General features: G+C 34.1%; 18 protein-coding genes and 4 tRNA genes. 21 read left to right on the plus strand and 1 reads right to left on the minus strand.

What is annotated here, in order from left to right:
* Positions 1–11 precede the first annotated feature (11 nt).
* From HNP25_RS01910 to HNP25_RS01960, 11 genes are all read left to right on the plus strand, one after another.
* A complete protein-coding gene (locus HNP25_RS01910) occupies positions 12–1,343 on the plus strand; it encodes a quinol:cytochrome C oxidoreductase (RefSeq protein ID WP_184129439.1) in 1,332 nt (443 codons plus the stop codon).
* Positions 1,344–1,434: 91 nt separating this feature from the next.
* The gene (locus tag HNP25_RS01915) at positions 1,435–2,541 is read left to right on the plus strand and encodes a cytochrome c oxidase subunit II (protein ID WP_184129442.1); all 1,107 of its coding nucleotides are present in this window, start codon (positions 1,435–1,437) and stop codon (positions 2,539–2,541) included.
* 34 nt (positions 2,542–2,575) lie between these two features.
* Entirely contained in the window at positions 2,576–4,459 is a 1,884-nt protein-coding gene (locus tag HNP25_RS01920; RefSeq protein ID WP_184129445.1) for a cytochrome c oxidase subunit I, read from the plus strand.
* Between the two features lie 107 nt (positions 4,460–4,566).
* Positions 4,567–5,568 (plus strand): COX15/CtaA family protein, encoded by a 1,002-nt coding sequence (locus tag HNP25_RS01925; protein ID WP_184129448.1) that lies wholly within the window; start codon positions 4,567–4,569, stop codon positions 5,566–5,568.
* 51 nt (positions 5,569–5,619) lie between these two features.
* The gene (gene cyoE / locus HNP25_RS01930) at positions 5,620–6,507 is read left to right on the plus strand and encodes a heme o synthase (RefSeq protein ID WP_184129451.1); all 888 of its coding nucleotides are present in this window, start codon (positions 5,620–5,622) and stop codon (positions 6,505–6,507) included.
* A 30-nt stretch (positions 6,508–6,537) separates the two neighbouring features.
* Positions 6,538–7,131: a cytochrome c oxidase subunit 3 gene (locus HNP25_RS01935; protein ID WP_229202763.1), complete on the plus strand. Its 594-nt coding sequence runs from the start codon at positions 6,538–6,540 to the stop codon at positions 7,129–7,131.
* A gap of 53 nt (positions 7,132–7,184) precedes the next feature.
* Entirely contained in the window at positions 7,185–7,943 is a 759-nt protein-coding gene (locus HNP25_RS01940; protein WP_184129454.1) for a cytochrome c oxidase subunit 3, read from the plus strand.
* A gap of 27 nt (positions 7,944–7,970) precedes the next feature.
* Positions 7,971–8,288: a cytochrome C oxidase subunit IV family protein gene (locus HNP25_RS01945; RefSeq protein WP_184129456.1), complete on the plus strand. Its 318-nt coding sequence runs from the start codon at positions 7,971–7,973 to the stop codon at positions 8,286–8,288.
* A gap of 90 nt (positions 8,289–8,378) precedes the next feature.
* Positions 8,379–9,104, plus strand: coding sequence for an SCO family protein (locus HNP25_RS01950; protein ID WP_184129459.1), 726 nt, complete (start codon positions 8,379–8,381; stop codon positions 9,102–9,104).
* 24 nt (positions 9,105–9,128) lie between these two features.
* Positions 9,129–9,668, plus strand: a complete 540-nt coding sequence (locus tag HNP25_RS01955; protein ID WP_184129462.1) for a DUF420 domain-containing protein — start codon at positions 9,129–9,131, stop codon at positions 9,666–9,668.
* A gap of 22 nt (positions 9,669–9,690) precedes the next feature.
* Entirely contained in the window at positions 9,691–9,960 is a 270-nt protein-coding gene (locus tag HNP25_RS01960; protein ID WP_184129465.1) for a hypothetical protein, read from the plus strand.
* Between the two features lie 40 nt (positions 9,961–10,000).
* Here HNP25_RS01960 and murI read toward each other — a convergent pair whose 3' ends face one another.
* Positions 10,001–10,807, minus strand: coding sequence for a glutamate racemase (gene murI / locus HNP25_RS01965; protein ID WP_184129468.1), 807 nt, complete (start codon positions 10,805–10,807; stop codon positions 10,001–10,003).
* A gap of 210 nt (positions 10,808–11,017) precedes the next feature.
* Here murI and HNP25_RS01970 point away from each other — a divergent pair, with 210 nt between their 5' ends.
* The 10 genes from HNP25_RS01970 (at position 11,018) to nusG (ending at position 16,924) form a co-directional block, all read left to right on the plus strand.
* Positions 11,018–11,563, plus strand: a complete 546-nt coding sequence (locus HNP25_RS01970) for an RNA polymerase sigma factor (protein ID WP_310587149.1) — start codon at positions 11,018–11,020, stop codon at positions 11,561–11,563.
* 26 nt (positions 11,564–11,589) lie between these two features.
* Positions 11,590–12,381: a hypothetical protein gene (locus tag HNP25_RS01975; protein ID WP_184129471.1), complete on the plus strand. Its 792-nt coding sequence runs from the start codon at positions 11,590–11,592 to the stop codon at positions 12,379–12,381.
* A gap of 159 nt (positions 12,382–12,540) precedes the next feature.
* Positions 12,541–13,752 carry an outer membrane beta-barrel protein gene (locus HNP25_RS01980; RefSeq protein ID WP_184129474.1) on the plus strand — a complete coding sequence of 404 codons (1,212 nt, stop codon included), beginning with the start codon at positions 12,541–12,543 and terminating at the stop codon, positions 13,750–13,752.
* Positions 13,753–13,981: 229 nt separating this feature from the next.
* Positions 13,982–14,064, plus strand: a tRNA-Tyr gene (locus HNP25_RS01985).
* A gap of 68 nt (positions 14,065–14,132) precedes the next feature.
* Positions 14,133–14,208: transfer RNA gene (locus HNP25_RS01990), tRNA-Gly, on the plus strand.
* Between the two features lie 111 nt (positions 14,209–14,319).
* A tRNA-Thr gene (locus HNP25_RS01995) sits at positions 14,320–14,391 on the plus strand.
* A 159-nt stretch (positions 14,392–14,550) separates the two neighbouring features.
* Positions 14,551–15,738, plus strand: coding sequence for an elongation factor Tu (gene tuf / locus HNP25_RS02000; protein ID WP_184129478.1), 1,188 nt, complete (start codon positions 14,551–14,553; stop codon positions 15,736–15,738).
* Positions 15,739–15,857: 119 nt separating this feature from the next.
* Positions 15,858–15,928, plus strand: a tRNA-Trp gene (locus tag HNP25_RS02005).
* 157 nt (positions 15,929–16,085) lie between these two features.
* Positions 16,086–16,271, plus strand: coding sequence for a preprotein translocase subunit SecE (secE, locus tag HNP25_RS02010; protein ID WP_184129481.1), 186 nt, complete (start codon positions 16,086–16,088; stop codon positions 16,269–16,271).
* Positions 16,272–16,372: 101 nt separating this feature from the next.
* Complete coding sequence (gene nusG / locus HNP25_RS02015; RefSeq protein WP_184129484.1) at positions 16,373–16,924, plus strand: transcription termination/antitermination protein NusG; 552 nt, start codon at positions 16,373–16,375, stop codon at positions 16,922–16,924.
* The last annotated feature ends 14 nt before the right edge of the window (positions 16,925–16,938 follow it).

A 16,938-nucleotide genomic window follows, 5' to 3' on the forward strand; every position in this document is an offset into this window, starting at 1 on the left:
TTTATAGTATAATGGCGGGACATTCACATTTTTCCCCAGCTAACGTCGAAGAATATTTTGAGTTCACGGCGGAGGGTCGCAAGAGAATCATTTATGCTTTTGTGGCTGGAGTTGTAGCTCTACTAGTTGGAATTTATTTGTTATCACGTGGTGAAGGGCACGAAGTAGTTCAAGCTGCTGCTGAACATGGTGCTGAGCACGGAGAACACCTTTCTGGCGGAGCAGTTTCTCATCATGGAGATTACGACTGGACGAACCGTATTTGGGCAAACGTTTGGTTAAACGGAGTATATTTTACAGGTATTGCTGTAATTGGTATGTTTTTCGTTTCAATTCAATACCTTGCTAAAGCAGGTTGGTCATCAGTTTTAAAAAGAGTTCCTGAGGCATTTCCACGCTTTTTGATGATAACAGGTCCAATTTTAATTTTGACTTTCATCTTAAAAGGAGATGTCATTTTTCACTGGATGCACCACGGAATTACAGATAAAGGAAGCGAGCATTACGACAAAATTATTGCTGGTAAATCTGGATATTTGAATTTTGGTTTCTTCTTAGGAAGAATGGTTGTGTTTTTTGTGCTTTGGTTACTTCTTTGGAGTTGGATGCGTAAAAAATCAATTGACGAAGATTTGAATGGAGGTACTACTAATTTTTACGATATGGTGAAAATTGCTACAGGGTTTATTGTAGTAATGGGTATTTCAAGTTCAATGTCTGCTTGGGACTGGGTTATGTCTATTGACACACACTGGTTCTCTACGATGTTCGGTTGGTATATGTTCTCTTCATGGCATGTTACAGGTTTAGCTACTATTACTTTAACAGTATTGTTATTGAAAGACAAAGGGTATATGCAATATGTGAATTTTAACCATTTGCACGATTTGGGTAAATTTATGTTTGCATTCTCTATTTTCTGGACTTACGTTTGGTTTGAGCAATTCTTATTGATTTACTATGCTAACTTCCCAGAAGAAACTATTTATTTCTTGGAGCGTTGGGAAGGACACGATAAGCTTTACAAGGCTACTGAAATTTTGAATGTTGTATTCAACTTCTTTTTCCCATTCTTAGTAATGATGACTCGTGACGCAAAGAGAACTGCTATTTTCTTGAAAATCTGTTGTTGCTTTATCTTGGTAGGTCATTATTTAGACTTTTATCAAATGATTATGCCAGGTGTACTTGGTCCACACGGTGGATTTGGATTAGTAGAGTTTGGTATGGTTACTATTTTTGCTTCTGCATTCATTTACATTGTTTCAAGTGAATTAACGAAAGCTTCTTTAGTCGCTAAAAACCATCCTTTCTTAGAAGAAGCACTTCATCACGACATTTAATTTTATTAATATTGAAAAAAATGTTTTATCACAAAAAACATTTTTGATAAACATTTTATTAAGAATTTATAATTAAAATTTATTTACGAACATGACGTATTTAATAGGACTTTTGTCAGTAATATTCTTGATTTTGGCAATAATGATTGTCAACAAGAGTATGGCTTTATCAAAAGGTATTCAGGGTACTGAAACAGACGCTGATGTACCAGTTGACGGAGCTAATAATCTAAATGCAATTGGGTTCATTATATTCTTGGTTTTAGGTTCTATTGGTGCAGCATGGTCGTTTTTCCACGCAAGACCAGACTTTTTACCAGTTGCAGCATCAGAACATGGTGTTAAAACGGATAGTATGTTTTGGATTTCAATGGGTGTAATTACTTTCGCATTTTTTGTTACTAATGCTCTTTTGTTTGTCTTCCCTTTTCTCTATCGTTACAAAAAAGGAAATGTTGCAACTTTCTATCCTGTTAATCACAAGTTAGAACTTATCTGGACAGTTATTCCTGCTATTGTAATGGCAGTACTTGTATTTACAGGCTGGAGAACTTGGAGAGACATTACTTCACAAGCACCAGGTAATGCTGTTGTAATTGAAGTGACAGGTCACCAGTTCGGATGGTATGTTAGATATGCAGGTAATGATGACAATAAACTGGGAAATAATAACTACAAGCTGATTGATAATACAAACAGTATAGGCATTGATTTTACAGATGAAAAATCATTTGATGACTTTACTGCCAACGAAATGCATATTCCAAAAGGAGTGCCTGTATTATTGAAAATTAAAGCTCAAGACGTATTACACTCTGTTTATCTACCTTATCAAAGAGTTAAGATGGATGCAGTACCAGGAATGCCAACTAAATTCTGGTTTGTACCAACGATTTCAACAGATGAGATGCGTTATAAAACAGGAAATCCTGATTTTAATTACAAGTTGAACTGTACTGAAATCTGTGGGAGTGGTCACTTTGGTATGGCAATTACAGTTTTTGTTGATGAACCAGATGAATATGCAGCTTGGTGTAAACAACAAAAACCTTTCTTGACTCAAAATCCTGATTACCTAGCTAAAGTTCCTGAAAAGTTCAAAACAAAAGCTCAAAAATACATTGAAGCTCCAGTTGTTGAAACAGACAGTACTACAGCAACAGAGACAGTTACAGCTGGAACGGCATCTTTACGTTAAACTACTTATTCAACAAGAATAAATTTTATTAATTATGGCAACTGCGACACTAAACGCTACCGATGCTCACACACACGAGCATGAACACGAGCATCACGAGTTAGGCTTTGTACAAAAATATATTTTCTCAGAAGACCACAAAACAATTGCTAAGCAGTACTTAATTTCTGGTATTATTTGGGCGTTTTTTGGTGGTGCGATGTCAATTATTTTTCGTTTGCAATTAGGATTCCCTGATATGGATTTAACTTGGTTAAAGCCAGTATTAGGTCAATGGATTGTTGATGGAAAACTTGAGAAAGAGTTTTATTTAGCACTTGTTACAATGCACGGAACCATCATGGTATTCTTTGTATTAACTGCTGGTTTGTCTGGTACTTTCTCTAACTTTTTGATTCCTCTTCAAATTGGAGCAAGAGATATGGCTTCTGGCTTTATCAACATGTTATCTTATTGGTTCTTCTTTTTAGCATCAATAATCATGTTTGCTTCTTTGTTTACTGAAACGGGGCCAGCATCGGGTGGTTGGGTAATTTATCCTCCATTAAGTGCTTTACCACAAGCAATGCCAGGTTCTGGCTTAGGGATGACTTTGTGGTTAACAAGTATGACATTCTTTATTGTTTCACAGTTGATGGGAGGTATTAACTATATTTGTACAGTTATCAACCTTCGTACACGTGGAATGTCGTTTACTAAATTACCATTAACAATCTGGGCATTCTTCTTTACAGCGATTTTAGGTCTTTTATCTTTCCCTGTATTGTTATCGGCTGCATTATTATTGATTTTCGACCGTAGCTTTGGTACATCGTTCTATTTGTCAGAAATCTATATTGGTGGTGAAGCTTTACCAAACGTAGGTGGTTCGGCTATTTTATACCAACACTTATTCTGGTTCTTAGGTCACCCTGAAGTATATATCGTATTACTTCCTGCTTTAGGTATTACTTCTGAAATTATTGCTACTAACTCTCGTAAGCCAATCTTTGGTTATCGTGCGATGATTGGTTCAATGATGGGTATTACAATGCTTGCATTTATTGTATGGGCTCACCACATGTTTGTAACAGGTATGAATCCATTCCTTGGCTCGGTATTTATGTTCTTGACGTTGATTATTGCAGTGCCTTCAGCGGTTAAAGCATTTAACTATATTACAACACTTTGGAAAGGTAATATCATCTTTACTCCGGCGATGTTGTTCTCTATTGGTCTTGTATCTTTGTTTATCTCAGGTGGTTTAACTGGTATTATTCTTGGGAACGCTGCATTAGATATTAACTTACACGATACTTACTTCGTAGTTGCTCACTTCCACTTAGTAATGGGAGCTGCATCTTTCTTCGGATTGATGGCAGGAGTTTATCACTGGTTTCCAAAAATGTTTGGAAAAATGATGAATAAAAATATGGGTTATGCTCACTTCTGGGCAACTTTCATCGGTGTTTATTGTGTATTCTTTCCAATGCACTATGTAGGCTTAGCAGGTTTCCCACGTCGTTATTATTCATTTACGGCTTTAGGTAATGGTAGAATGGAAGCTTTTATTGATATGAACATGTTTATTTCAATTGCAGCTATTTTAACATTCACGGCACAAGTAATCTTTGTAATCAACTTTGTTTATTCTATCTTCAAAGGAAAAACAGCTCCTCAGAACCCTTGGAACTCTACTACTTTAGAATGGACTACTCCAGTTGAACCAGTACATGGTAACTGGCCAGGTGAAATTCCAGCAGTATATCGTTGGGCTTATGACTATAGTAAACCAGGTTCAGCAGTTGATTTTATTCCTCAGAACGTTCCGTATTCAGCAACACCTGAATCTAACTTACCAGAGGAAAATGATGAGATTGCACATGAAAAAGATATTGAAGATTTATTAGATATTCAAAATTCATCTTACAGTCATTAAGATGTTAAAACCTCTAAGATTGAGAATATGTTAATTTAGGCTATCTTAAATTAATATATTCTCAATTTTTCTTTTTAGAAGATTCATTTACTTCGATTTCGTATTAAATGAATTTAGTTTCTCAATGTTTAAATATTCTAATGATGCTTTTTAGGAAATTAGGAATATTAACAATTATTACAATTTACCTGTTAGTGTTGGCTGGTGGAATTGTTAGAAGTACTGGTTCAGGAATGGGTTGTCCAGATTGGCCAAAATGCTTTGGAATGCTAATACCTCCAACTGATGTAAGCCAACTTCCGCATAATTACCAAGAAATTTATGCAGAAAAATTGCATGGGGAAGTTGAATTTAATGTAACAAAGACATGGATAGAGTACGCTAATAGATTATTAGGTGCTTTTACTGGAATAGTTGTATTTGCTACCTTTTTAGCTTCGATTTTCTATTACTTCAAGAAAGATAGAGTAATTGTATATTTATCGTTTCTAGGCGTTATTTTAATAGGGGCGAATGGAGTATTAGGAAAGTATGTAGTTGATTCTTTTTTGAAGCCAGGAGTGGTAACACTTCACATGTTGTTAGCTGTATTGGTTGTATTTGTATTACTTTATGCCATTGCTAGGGCTTGGTCTGAAGTAATTTCAATTGAAACAATCAGTCGGAAATCAACATTGAATATGATTTTGGTTTTAACATTAGTCCTTTCTACTTCACAAGTATTACTAGGAACTCAAGTAAGAGAAGCAATTGATAGAGTAGTGGCTAATCCTTTGTTTGGTTATGATAGAAATACTTGGATTGAACAAATGGGCTTGCCGTTCTTTATACATCGTTCATACTCTTTATTAATACTTGGACTTCATGTCTATTTGATTTGGCTTCTGAAAAAGAATATCCAAAGAGAAGGTTTGACATATAAATTTATGGTAGCACTTTTAGCGATTGTTATCATAGAAATTATCTCAGGTATAATAATGGCTTACTTTGGTGTGCCAGCATTTATTCAGCCCATTCATTTAACGCTTGCTATTTTGTCATTAGGAATACAGTTTATTGTATATCTGTTGATAAATGCTGAACGAGTGTTTAAAGCAAGTAAAAGCTAGTTTTAGCGAAGTATTTAGGTTAAAATGAATATTTGATATTCATAAAGTATAATGATCTCAAAAGAAGAAAACATTCCTATCGGAATAGCTTTAAAAGTGAAAGCATATTACGAATTATTGAAATTTAGATTGTCGGCACTGGTTGCATTTTCTGGTGCATTTGGTTATTCTTTAGCTGTAGATCATATTGATTGGGAGAAAATAATTTATATTAGTTTAGGCGGTTTTTTCATTACTGGTGCAGCAAATATTGTAAATCAGATTAAAGAAAAAGAGCTAGATAAACTAATGAAAAGGACACAGAACAGACCATTACCAACAGGTAGATTGTCGGTAAATGAAGCCACTGTATTCTGTATTATTTTATTAATTATCTCATCATATATTCTCTTTATTGAATTTAATTACAAAGCAGGTTTACTCGGCTTATTAAGTTTTGTACTTTATGGTTTTGTATATACACCATTGAAACGAGTGGGACCAATTTCAGTTTTTGTAGGAGCTTTTCCTGGAGCTTTTCCTCCGATGATTGGTTGGGTTGCAGCTACAAATCATTTTGGATTAGAACCCGGAATTTTATTTGCGATTCAGTTTTTCTGGCAATTCCCTCATTTCTGGGCTATTGCTTGGGTTGCTGATGAAGATTACCAAAGAGCAGGTTTTAAAATGTTACCGAACAATGGTCATAAAGATTTAAGAACAGCTTTGACGATGATGATGTACACCATTTTTTTAGTTCCTTGTGGTTTTGTTCCTTATTTATTGGGTATGACTGGCACAAACTCAGCAATGGTAGCCGTATTATGTGGTGTTTTGTTTTTATCTCAGACATTCTATTTGATGTCTAAGCCAACGGATAAAGCTGCATTAATGATGATGTTTGGGTCGTTTATATATTTGCCAATCGTGCAAATAGCTTTTTTGATGGACAAGGTATAATTTTGATTTAGAATTGACATTTAACAAATAATGACACAAGAACATTTAGCCAATATAAAGCTAGGAGAGCCAGAAGAAACGCTCTCGATGAACCCAAAGAAATTTATGCTTTGGTTAGCAATCGTATCAATAACCATGATGTTTGCAGGATGGACTTCAGGTTATTTAGTAAGAAAAGCAGAAGGTAGATGGCACGAGTTTGAAATGCCTCAAATCTTTTGGTATTCAACAATCATTCTCTTTGTAAGTAGCATTTCAATGATTTTCGCAGTAAGAGCTGCAAAAAAAAATAAATTCAATACACTCAAAACAGCAATTTCTATTACTTTTGTGTTCGGGTTGGTATTTTTAATCACTCAAGTAATAGGTTTCTCTGATTTAATAGAGAATCAATTATACTTTGCTGGTAGTGATGTTGCTGCTTCTTGGATTTATGTATTAGTAGGTTTACATGGCTTACATGTATTTTCAGGATTAGTAGTTTTATTGGTTTCTTTAGTTTCATCGTTTAAGTTTACGGCAGAATCTAAAAACCTTACTAGAATCCAATTATGTGCAACTTATTGGCACTTTTTGGATATACTCTGGTTGTATTTATTCTTTTTCTTGTATTTTAATCGTTAATCTGTTTAAATTAGCGAACTTTTAAATAATTAATAAACCCCAAATTATAAAAGATGTCTGCATTACACGCTGCTACTGCCGTTCCTGAAAAATTGACATGGTCGGGTGGTTCAGAACCTTTGAAAGCTAGTTACGGAAAACTAATGATGTGGTTTTTCTTACTTTCAGATACGTTCACTTTCTCAGCCTTATTGGTAACTTACGGTATGATTCGCTTTAGCCAGCAAGCATACACTGGTGTTCATGAAAAGTTTTTCTTCTCAACTGCTCACTGGCCGATTCCTGATAAAGTATTCGAAGCTGTTCCATTTTTACATGGTGTTGAGGCTCCATTGGTTTTTGTTGGAATCATGACCTTCATTTTGATTTTCAGTTCTGTTACAATGGTATTAGCTGTTGAAGCTGGTCATCGTGGCGACCGTGCTGATGTTGAAAAATGGATGCTTTGGACAATTGTAGGTGGTTTTACTTTCTTGGGTTCACAAGCTTGGGAATGGACTCACTTTATTCATGGTCCAGCAGATTTAGCTTTAGCTGCAAAAGATGCTTTGGGAAATCCTATTGAAGGAGCAAACTTGACTCGTAACCCTTATGGTCCTCCAGCATTTGCAGATTTATTCTTCTTTATTACAGGATTTCACGGAACTCACGTATTCTCAGGTGTTATTTTAAATATCTTGATTTTCTTTAACACAGCTACAGGTTTGTACGAGCGTCGTGGTCACTACGAAATGGTTGAGAAAGTAGGTCTTTACTGGCACTTTGTAGATTTAGTTTGGGTGTTTGTATTTACATTCTTCTATCTTGTATAATTCGATAACTGTTAATCTAAAAATATAATGGCATCACATAATCATTCATCACATGCTGATGAAAAAGTAATTCCACCGGCACAAACGGCGGCTATCTGGAAAACGTTTTGGATTCTTTTAATCCTTACAGCTATAGAGTTCGTTATTGCATTTACTTTACCAGCTAATCATACAAGAGTTGCAATCTTCGTTGTAATGACAATTGTTAAAGCATTTTTCATCGTAGGAGAATTTATGCACTTGAAACATGAAGTGAAAACGCTTATCTGGTCTATTTTAATACCAACAGTATTTGTAGTTTGGTTATTAATTGCTTTGATGTACGAAGGCGGTCACCTTTACTGATATAACTTGTGGATAATTACTTCTTGATAATTATCCACAAATGTTTTAGTAGCGATACTAAAATATTAAGATTGATTAAAGAAAACAATCATGCAAAAGTCTCAAAAAGCTGGAATCCTAATCGCTGCGTTAGTTGTTCCAGCTTTAATTTTTTTATATTTAAAGGGTTTTGGTGAAAACCATTATGAATTGCCCTACATGATTCCATTGACAGATTCTACAACTGGAAATGTGATGATGAAGAAAAATCCAAATCCAAGATGGAATCAACCAGAAATGGATACAGTTTTTCATACTATTCCTAATTGGGAATTGATAGATGAAGATGGGAATAAATTTTCAAGCAATGCTTTGAAAGGAAAAATTTATGTAACAGATTTTTTCTTTACAAGATGTACTTCTATTTGTCCAAAAATGTCAACTCAACTTACACGGGTACAAGATACTTTTTCGGAAAATGAAGAAGTAAGTTTTGTATCAATCTCGGTTGACCCTTCTCATGATGACCCCCAACAATTGAAAAAATATGCTAAAGAGTATGATGCAAAGAGTGGAAAATGGCATTTTTTAACGGGAGAGAAAAAAGTGATTTATCCTTTGGCTGTAAAAGGATATTATATTCCAGTAGCGGATGCTTCAGAATATGATAAAGCAATTAAAAGCCCAGATGAAACATTTATACACTCTGAAAAGTTAATACTTGTAGATAAAGAAGGACACATCAGAGGTTTTTATGATGGAACAGATAAAAAGGATGTAGATAGATTAATCCTTGAAATGAGAGTACTCTTGAAAATATATCAAACCAATAGTTGATTTAGATAACCGTAAAGAAAAGAAATGGCTTCATTAGTAGTAGAGAAAAACGAAAAAAATGAAAAGCTAGTTAATATTTTGTCAATTGCAATTCCTTTAGCAGTAGCAGTACTGATTGGTGTTCGTACAAAAATTGACTTAGGAGCTTGGACAAAAATATTACCTCATGTAATTGGAGTACTTAATACAACGACTTCAATTACATTAATTGTTGGTTACATTTTCATTAAGAACAATAATATTAAATGGCACCAAAAAATGATGAGCGTTTCTTTTATTCAAGGCTCATTATTTTTAGTATTATATATTTTATATCATATTTCTAATCCTTCTACTCCTTTTGAAGGTGATGGTATTATTCGTCCAATTTATTATTTCTTATTAGTTTCGCACATTCTTTTGTCAATAGGCGTAGTTTGGTTTGTACTTAGAGCGATGTATTATGCTTTGAGTAATCAGATTGATTTACATAAGAAAATTGTAAAATTTACTTTCCCAATGTGGTTATATGTTTCGGTAACTGGCGTGATTGTTTACTTAATGATTTCTCCATATTACAAGTAATTGTTTCCCCAATAAAGGATTTATGAAAAAGCTCATTTTAACTTCAGTAATATTTTTGATTTCAATGTCTGTAAGCCTTGCTCAATGTGCAATGTGCAGAATGACGGTAGAAAGTACGGTTTCGAATGGTAGAAGCCAAATAGCATCAAACCTGAACTTTGCTATTTTGTACTTATTGGTTACGCCATATTTAATTGTAGCGGTAGTAGGTTATTTGTGGTGGAAGAGTTCAAAAAAGAATATGTCGCCTCAAACAATTTTGAGACAACGTTTAAGAAAAGCTTTCAGTTAATAAAAAATGGTTTCAGATAATACTCTGAAACCATTTTTTATTACTCCCAAAGAGGATAATATTCTAGCCGAATTTGTTCGCCAAAAAATATTTTTGTTGACGTTTCAAAGGATTGTGTATAGTCTGAAACATAAAAGTGTTTGATGTGTGCATTCAATGCGTTCAGTGCATTGTTTTCAGATAGAAATTCCTTTACAGATTTTGCTACGATTTCAGAAGTATCCAAAACAGTAACAGCATCTTTGTAATAACTTTCTATTTGTTTTTTGATTAACGGATAATGCGTACAGCCTAAAATAAGTGCTTCTATATCATTCAATTCTTCATTTTTCAGGTATTCTTGAATAATACTTTCAGAAATATTATGGTTAAAAAAACCTTCTTCTATCATCGGAGCAAGTAATGGTGTTGCCAATGACTTTAAAGTAATATCTTTATCCAAAGCATCAGTTTTTTTACGATAAATATTCGAGTTTACTGTTTGTTTTGTACCAATCAAGCCAATTGTTTTACCTGCATAGTTTTCTGAAATATAATTAACCACTGGGTCAATTACATTCATTACTTTAGCTTTGCTACCAACATATTCTTTTACCAATTCATAGGCCGCCGCCGAGGCAGAATTGCAAGCAATCAGAATAATTTTACATTTTTGTTGCAATAAAACATTACAAATTTTGATGGAATATGCTTGAATCGCTGCTGCAGATTTATCGCCATAAGGCAAGTGTGCAGTATCGCCAAAGTAAATAATGTTTTCGTTTGGAAGTAGCTTTGTAACTGCATGAGCAACCGTTAAGCCGCCAATACCGCTATCAAAAATGCCAATTGCCGCAGATGAATTCATATAAAAAATGATTAGAATAGAAAATTTTGCATGGATTTGAGCTTCCTCAAAATTGTTATTTTGAAAGAAAAATCAATTATTGTTTACAAATTTGAATATTCAATATTTATCGTGCAACCTTTCATTAGTATATTTCATCTTGAAAGTAATTAGGAAAACAAATTGCTCTGAACCATAACATTTACAAAAGCTAAACCAGAACTTTATACCGTGAAACTGATTACTTTATTTCAAACAGAAGAGGCATTAGTAAAAGCTTGTCAGAAAGGCGACCCAAAAGCCCAACGAAGGGTTTACGAGAAGTATTCCCCTAAAATGTTGGGGATATGTTTTAGATATGTACACGATGAATTTGAAGCTGAAGAAATAATGATTGAAGGTTTTGTGAAAGTATTTGACAAGATTAATAGTTTTAAATTGGAAGGAAGTTTTGAAGGATGGATTCGTAGGATTATGGTTAATGAATCGTTGATGTATCTAAGAAGTAACAAGAAAACGCAATTTGAAGTAAGTTATGACCAAATTCTTTACGAACCCGAACCTGAACAATTCAAAACAGACCTTGAAACAAAAGATTTACTTAAATTGATTGAGAAACTTCCAACAGGCTACAGAACAGTATTTAATTTATATGCTATTGAAGGATTTTCTCATGCTGAAATTGCCAACCAATTAGGAATAACAGAGAGTACATCAAAATCTCAATTATCAAGAGCAAGAGTAATTTTACAAAATGCAGTCGTTCAAATGATTTAAATCGATTTTGATTAATCGAAAAATATATGAAAAATCAAGAAAATATTGATAAGTTTTTTGCCGAAAGACTACAGCAATACGAGCGTCAACCACGTGCTGCTACATGGGAAAAACTACAAACAAGATTAGAAAAGCAAGAAAGTAAAGTAATACCACTTTGGTGGAAGTTTGCTTCTGCTGCTTCTGTGGCATTATTATTCGCCTCTGGAGTTTATTGGTTGAATACTCCTGAAAATACTGTGGATAATAAATTTGCTTCCGTAGAGAATAACAAACCTATATTGAAAACGGAAAAGGATATTGTGGATGTAATAAAACCTTCAGAAGAAAAACAGAATCTAGCCAATATTGAAAATAGAGAGAATATTCCGTTGAAAACTGTTTCTGGTAAGCAAAATTTAAAAGTACTTGTTTCTAAGAAAAGTAAACTTGAAAAAAGCCTAAATAATGAAAAAGAAGAAGTGTTTTTAAGTAAAAGCATTACTCCTCAACCTATTTCAAAGCCTGTTCTTGAAACCAACACGATTGTTTTAGTTGTAGAGAACACTCAAAAACCAGCAGTAAAACCAGAAAAAGAAACAATCGTTCTGAATTTAGTGGAAACACAAGCAGAGGCTGTAGCAGAAAATACGGTTCTTGATGAAAGTGCAAATAGAAAACAAAGCAAGTTTAATAAAATTTGGCAACAGTTAAAAAGAGCTAAAAATGGTGAAAATGTGGATTGGAAAGAAGTAGGCTTTAAACCACAAAAGCTATTAGCCAGAGCAGATGCCAAAATAGAAAATGCTTTGACAAACGGAGAAGAAACAGAAAAATAAATTAAATTGATGCAACTCAAGATTAGTCATTTGCATCTTAAAATGTAAACAACGAGTTTTTAGATTAACTACTAATTTAATTCAAAACCAAGTCATGCAGGAATAGAATTAACCAGTACAGGAATCTCTTAAAACCTAAAAACAATAAATAAAATCGCCATGGAAACGTTCAAAATCAAGAGTGTCGTGAGCAAAATCACTTTCTCAATATTTTTTTCAATTTTTGTTAGCTCAATTACTAGTTTCAAAAGTTTAGGAAAAACAAATGAAGCAGATTCAACAGTCATTAATATTGACAAGCGTAATCAGACTTTATTAAACAGTAAAAATCCTAATAGATCTTTGAAAGAAGATTTACAGGAATTGTTTCAAAAAAATGGAATGAACCTTGATGATGACACTTGGAAAGGTATTCGCAGAGTAGTTAACAGTGAATTAAGTAAAGATACTGTTTTGGTTATTACGCAAAACAATAAAAGTATCAATGTGGCAATTAATGCTAAAGCAGATGAAACAGTTACAAGTTCTAATGCTAGTTCTGGACAGTCGTCAAGAAGAGTGTACAATGGTAATAGCAATAATGGCTCGAATGTAAAAATTGGTTTAGGGGGCGTACATGTCAAAGACGGTAGTGACGAAGTACATGTAAGCTGGAATGGAGTACTAGTAAAAGATGGTAATGATGAAGTAAAAGTAATGTTGAAAGATTCTGCCAAAGTAAATAAAAGAGAGCAAGGCTTTAGTAGTCGATCAGGGTTTAATATTTATTTTGGCTTTAATAGCTTTGCTAATACAGGAAGTATTTCAGGAATATACAATTCTAAAGATTTTGAATTAAGCCCGTTTGGGTCAAGATACTTTGGCTTCGGTTGGACAAGAAGCGGTATGATTAGCAAAGGGACAAAAGCAGCATTAAAAATAAGCTATGGGCTTGAAGTATCTTGGAACAACTTTATGTTTGAAAACGATAACTATTTGGTAAAAGGAGGAAACAACATTGAATTTGCTAACTATCTAGACAGCAAAGGGAATGTAATTCCACTTTCTAGAAATAAATTAACGGTTGCCAATATCAACATTCCAATAATGCCTTATGTTGCATTTAGAAAGAATAGCGTAGTTACTTATATTGCTGCTGGTGGATATGTAGGTTACAGAATAGATAGTTATACAAAAACCAAAGAAGAAGATGGTGGTTATAAAAGATGGAACCACAGTAGCTTTTATTTGAATAATCTACGTTATGGTTTAGCATTTGAATTAGGATTGAAAAATTTCCCAGATTTGTTTGTAAACTATGATTTAAACAAATTGTATCAAGATGGAAGAGGTCCAGGTATCAGTGGAGTAAGTTTTGGAATAAGATTATAATCTAACTATTTTAGTTAAATGAGACATTGGCATTAATTGAATATTTTAAACAAAAAATATTCAATTAATGCCAATTTTGTAACTGTCAAATTATCAGGTAATTATATTTTTTTACGAAAAAAAAGTAAAAAAAAACTTATTTAACGTTTGACAAAATAAAAAATAAACTTACCTTTGCACACTCTTTCACCAGAACGCTAAACGAAAGCGGTTCGAAAGTAGAGAAAATGGGGGTGTACCAGAGTGGCCAAATGGGGCAGACTGTAACTCTGCTGGAGTATTCCTTCGGTGGTTCGAATCCATCCGCCCCCACGATTTGAATGAGTGAATGTTTAAATTGATTTTAAAGTTCAATCTCAATCATTTCACTATTAGAGTAAGCGGGAGTAGCTCATTTGGTAGAGCGATAGCCTTCCAAGCTATAGGTGGCGGGTTCGAGCCCCGTCTCCCGCTCCAAAGGAAACAATAGTAAGTGGTTAGTTGTTAATTAGTTAATAGTTATTAGTTTAGCTAAAAACGATTAACAATTAACCTCTTATAATTTCTGAGGGTTAGGTTTTGGAGTTTGCCTTTGTAGCTCAGTGGTAGAGCACTTCCTTGGTAAGGAAGAGGTCGGCAGTCCGATTCTGCTCAAAGGCTCGAATCTTTTGAAGATTGTTTTAATTTGAAGATTTGGAAGTTATTTTGTTGTTTTTACAGAATAAGTTAAAATGTTTTCAAATATTCAAATCCTCAATGTTTCAAATGTAAAAAGTATCAAACAATTATTTAAATAAAACTAATTAAGAACTAAATATCATGGCAAAAGAGAATTTTGACCGTAGTAAGCCCCACGTAAACATTGGTACAATCGGTCACGTTGACCACGGTAAAACTACATTGACTGCTGCAATTACGAAAGTATTGTCAGAAAAAGGACTTGCTGAGAAAAAAGATTTCTCATCAATTGACTCAGCTCCTGAAGAAAAAGAGCGTGGTATCACTATCAATACTGCTCACGTTGAATATTCGACAGAAAATCGTCACTATGCACACGTTGACTGTCCAGGTCACGCCGATTACGTTAAGAACATGGTAACTGGTGCTGCTCAAATGGATGGTGCTATTATCGTAGTTGCTGCAACTGACGGTCCAATGCCACAAACTCGTGAACACATCTTGTTGTCTCGCCAAGTAGGTGTACCTCAATTGGTTGTATTCATGAACAAAGTGGATATGGTTGATGATCCAGAATTGTTAGAATTAGTAGAAATGGAAATCCGTGAATTGTTATCATTCTATGATTTCGATGGAGATAACATTCCAGTAATTCAAGGTTCTGCTTTAGGTGGATTGAATGGCGAACCGAAATGGGTTGCTACAATTGAAGCTTTAATGAACGCTGTTGATACTTGGATTCCACTTCCTAAGCGTGATGTTGATAAGCCTTTCTTGATGCCAGTTGAAGACGTATTCTCGATCACAGGTCGTGGTACTGTAGCAACAGGTCGTATCGAAACTGGTATCATCAACTCTGGTGAAGCAGTAGATATCTTAGGTATGGGTGCAGAAGGCTTGAAATCAGTTGTAACTGGTGTTGAGATGTTCCGTAAAATCCTTGACCGTGGTGAAGCTGGTGATAACGTAGGTTTATTATTACGTGGTATCGACAAAGAATCTATCCGTCGTGGTATGGTTATTTGTAAGCCAGGTTCTGTGAAACCACACACTAAATTCAAAGCTGAGGTTTATATCTTGTCTAAAGAAGAAGGTGGTCGTCATACTCCATTCTTTAACAAATACCGTCCACAGTTCTATTTCCGTACAACTGACGTAACAGGAGAAATCATGTTGCCAGAAGGAGTAGAAATGTGTATGCCTGGTGATAACTTGACAATTGATGTAACTTTATTGAACAAAGTAGCGATGGACAAAGGTCTTCGTTTCGCTATCCGTGAGGGTGGACGTACAGTAGGTGCTGGTCAAGTAACTGAAATTTTAGACTAATTTTAGCTAAAAATAGATTGAGAGCGTTACAAACCTTGTGACGCTCTCTTTTTTTAGAATAAATTTGTAAGTATTTTTTGCATTTTTAGGATAAATAACTATCTTTGCAGTCGATTTACACGGGAATAGTTCAATGGTAGAATGCGGGTCTCCAACACCCTTGATCAGGGTTCGAATCCTTGTTCCCGTGCTTAGTATTAAGTTCCAAGTTTTAGGTTTTAAATTTATATACATTCTAAATGTACTAATTTTAAAGCCTAAAATATTGGAACTTAAAAGTTTATAAGCATAACTGTTTTTGCTTACGGATTAAAGAGATTATTAGTATAATATAGAAAAATAAAACCATGAACAAATTACAACAACTTGTTAAAGAGTCTTGGACAGAAGTTACTGAAAACGTAACATGGCCTAAATTTTCAGAATTACAAGCAAGTTCAACACTTGTATTAGTGGCATCTTTAATTTTTGCATTAGTGGTTGGTATGATTGACTTCCTTTTCAAGTCTGGATTAGAGTGGTTCTATCAATAATATTAATGGCAGATTTCGGAATATAGCATTAGCAATAAATCTGCTTTGATGTAATATCAATCCAAAATCTACAAGGGCAAACTGAAATTTATACTCATACAATGGCAGAGACTAATTGGTACGTTCTGAGAGCTGTTTCAGGACAAGAAAAGAAAATAAGGACTTATCTCGAAAATGAAATTGCGAGACAAAGTCTTCAGGATTATATTCCACAAATTATTATTCCAACAGAGAAAATATTTGAAATGCGTAACGGTAAAAAAACTGTTCGTGAAAAAACTTTGTTTGCTGGATATATTTTTGTTGAAGCAGATATTAAATACGGTGAAGTAGCCCATTTAATTACTTCTATGCCTGGTGTTATTGGCTTTTTAAGCTGGAATGATGGTAAGACATCCAAAACGCCAATTCCATTGCGTGCAGGAGAAATTAAGCGTATTTTAGGTAAAATGGATGAAGCGGTTGCCGTTGAAGAATTAGCACCAACATCGTTCTCGAAAGGGGAAACCATCAAAGTAATAGATGGCCCTTTCTCTGGATTTGAAGGTTCTGTTGAAGAAATCTTTGACGATAAGAAGAAATTGAATGTTATGGTTAAAATATTTGGTCGTAACACTCCAGTTGAATTGAACTATTCGCAAGTAGAAAAATAGAGAAACTAGCTCAA

The organism is Arcicella rosea, assembly GCF_014204325.1.
In the GTDB taxonomy this organism is placed as follows: Bacteria; Bacteroidota; Bacteroidia; order Cytophagales; family Spirosomataceae; genus Arcicella; species Arcicella rosea_A.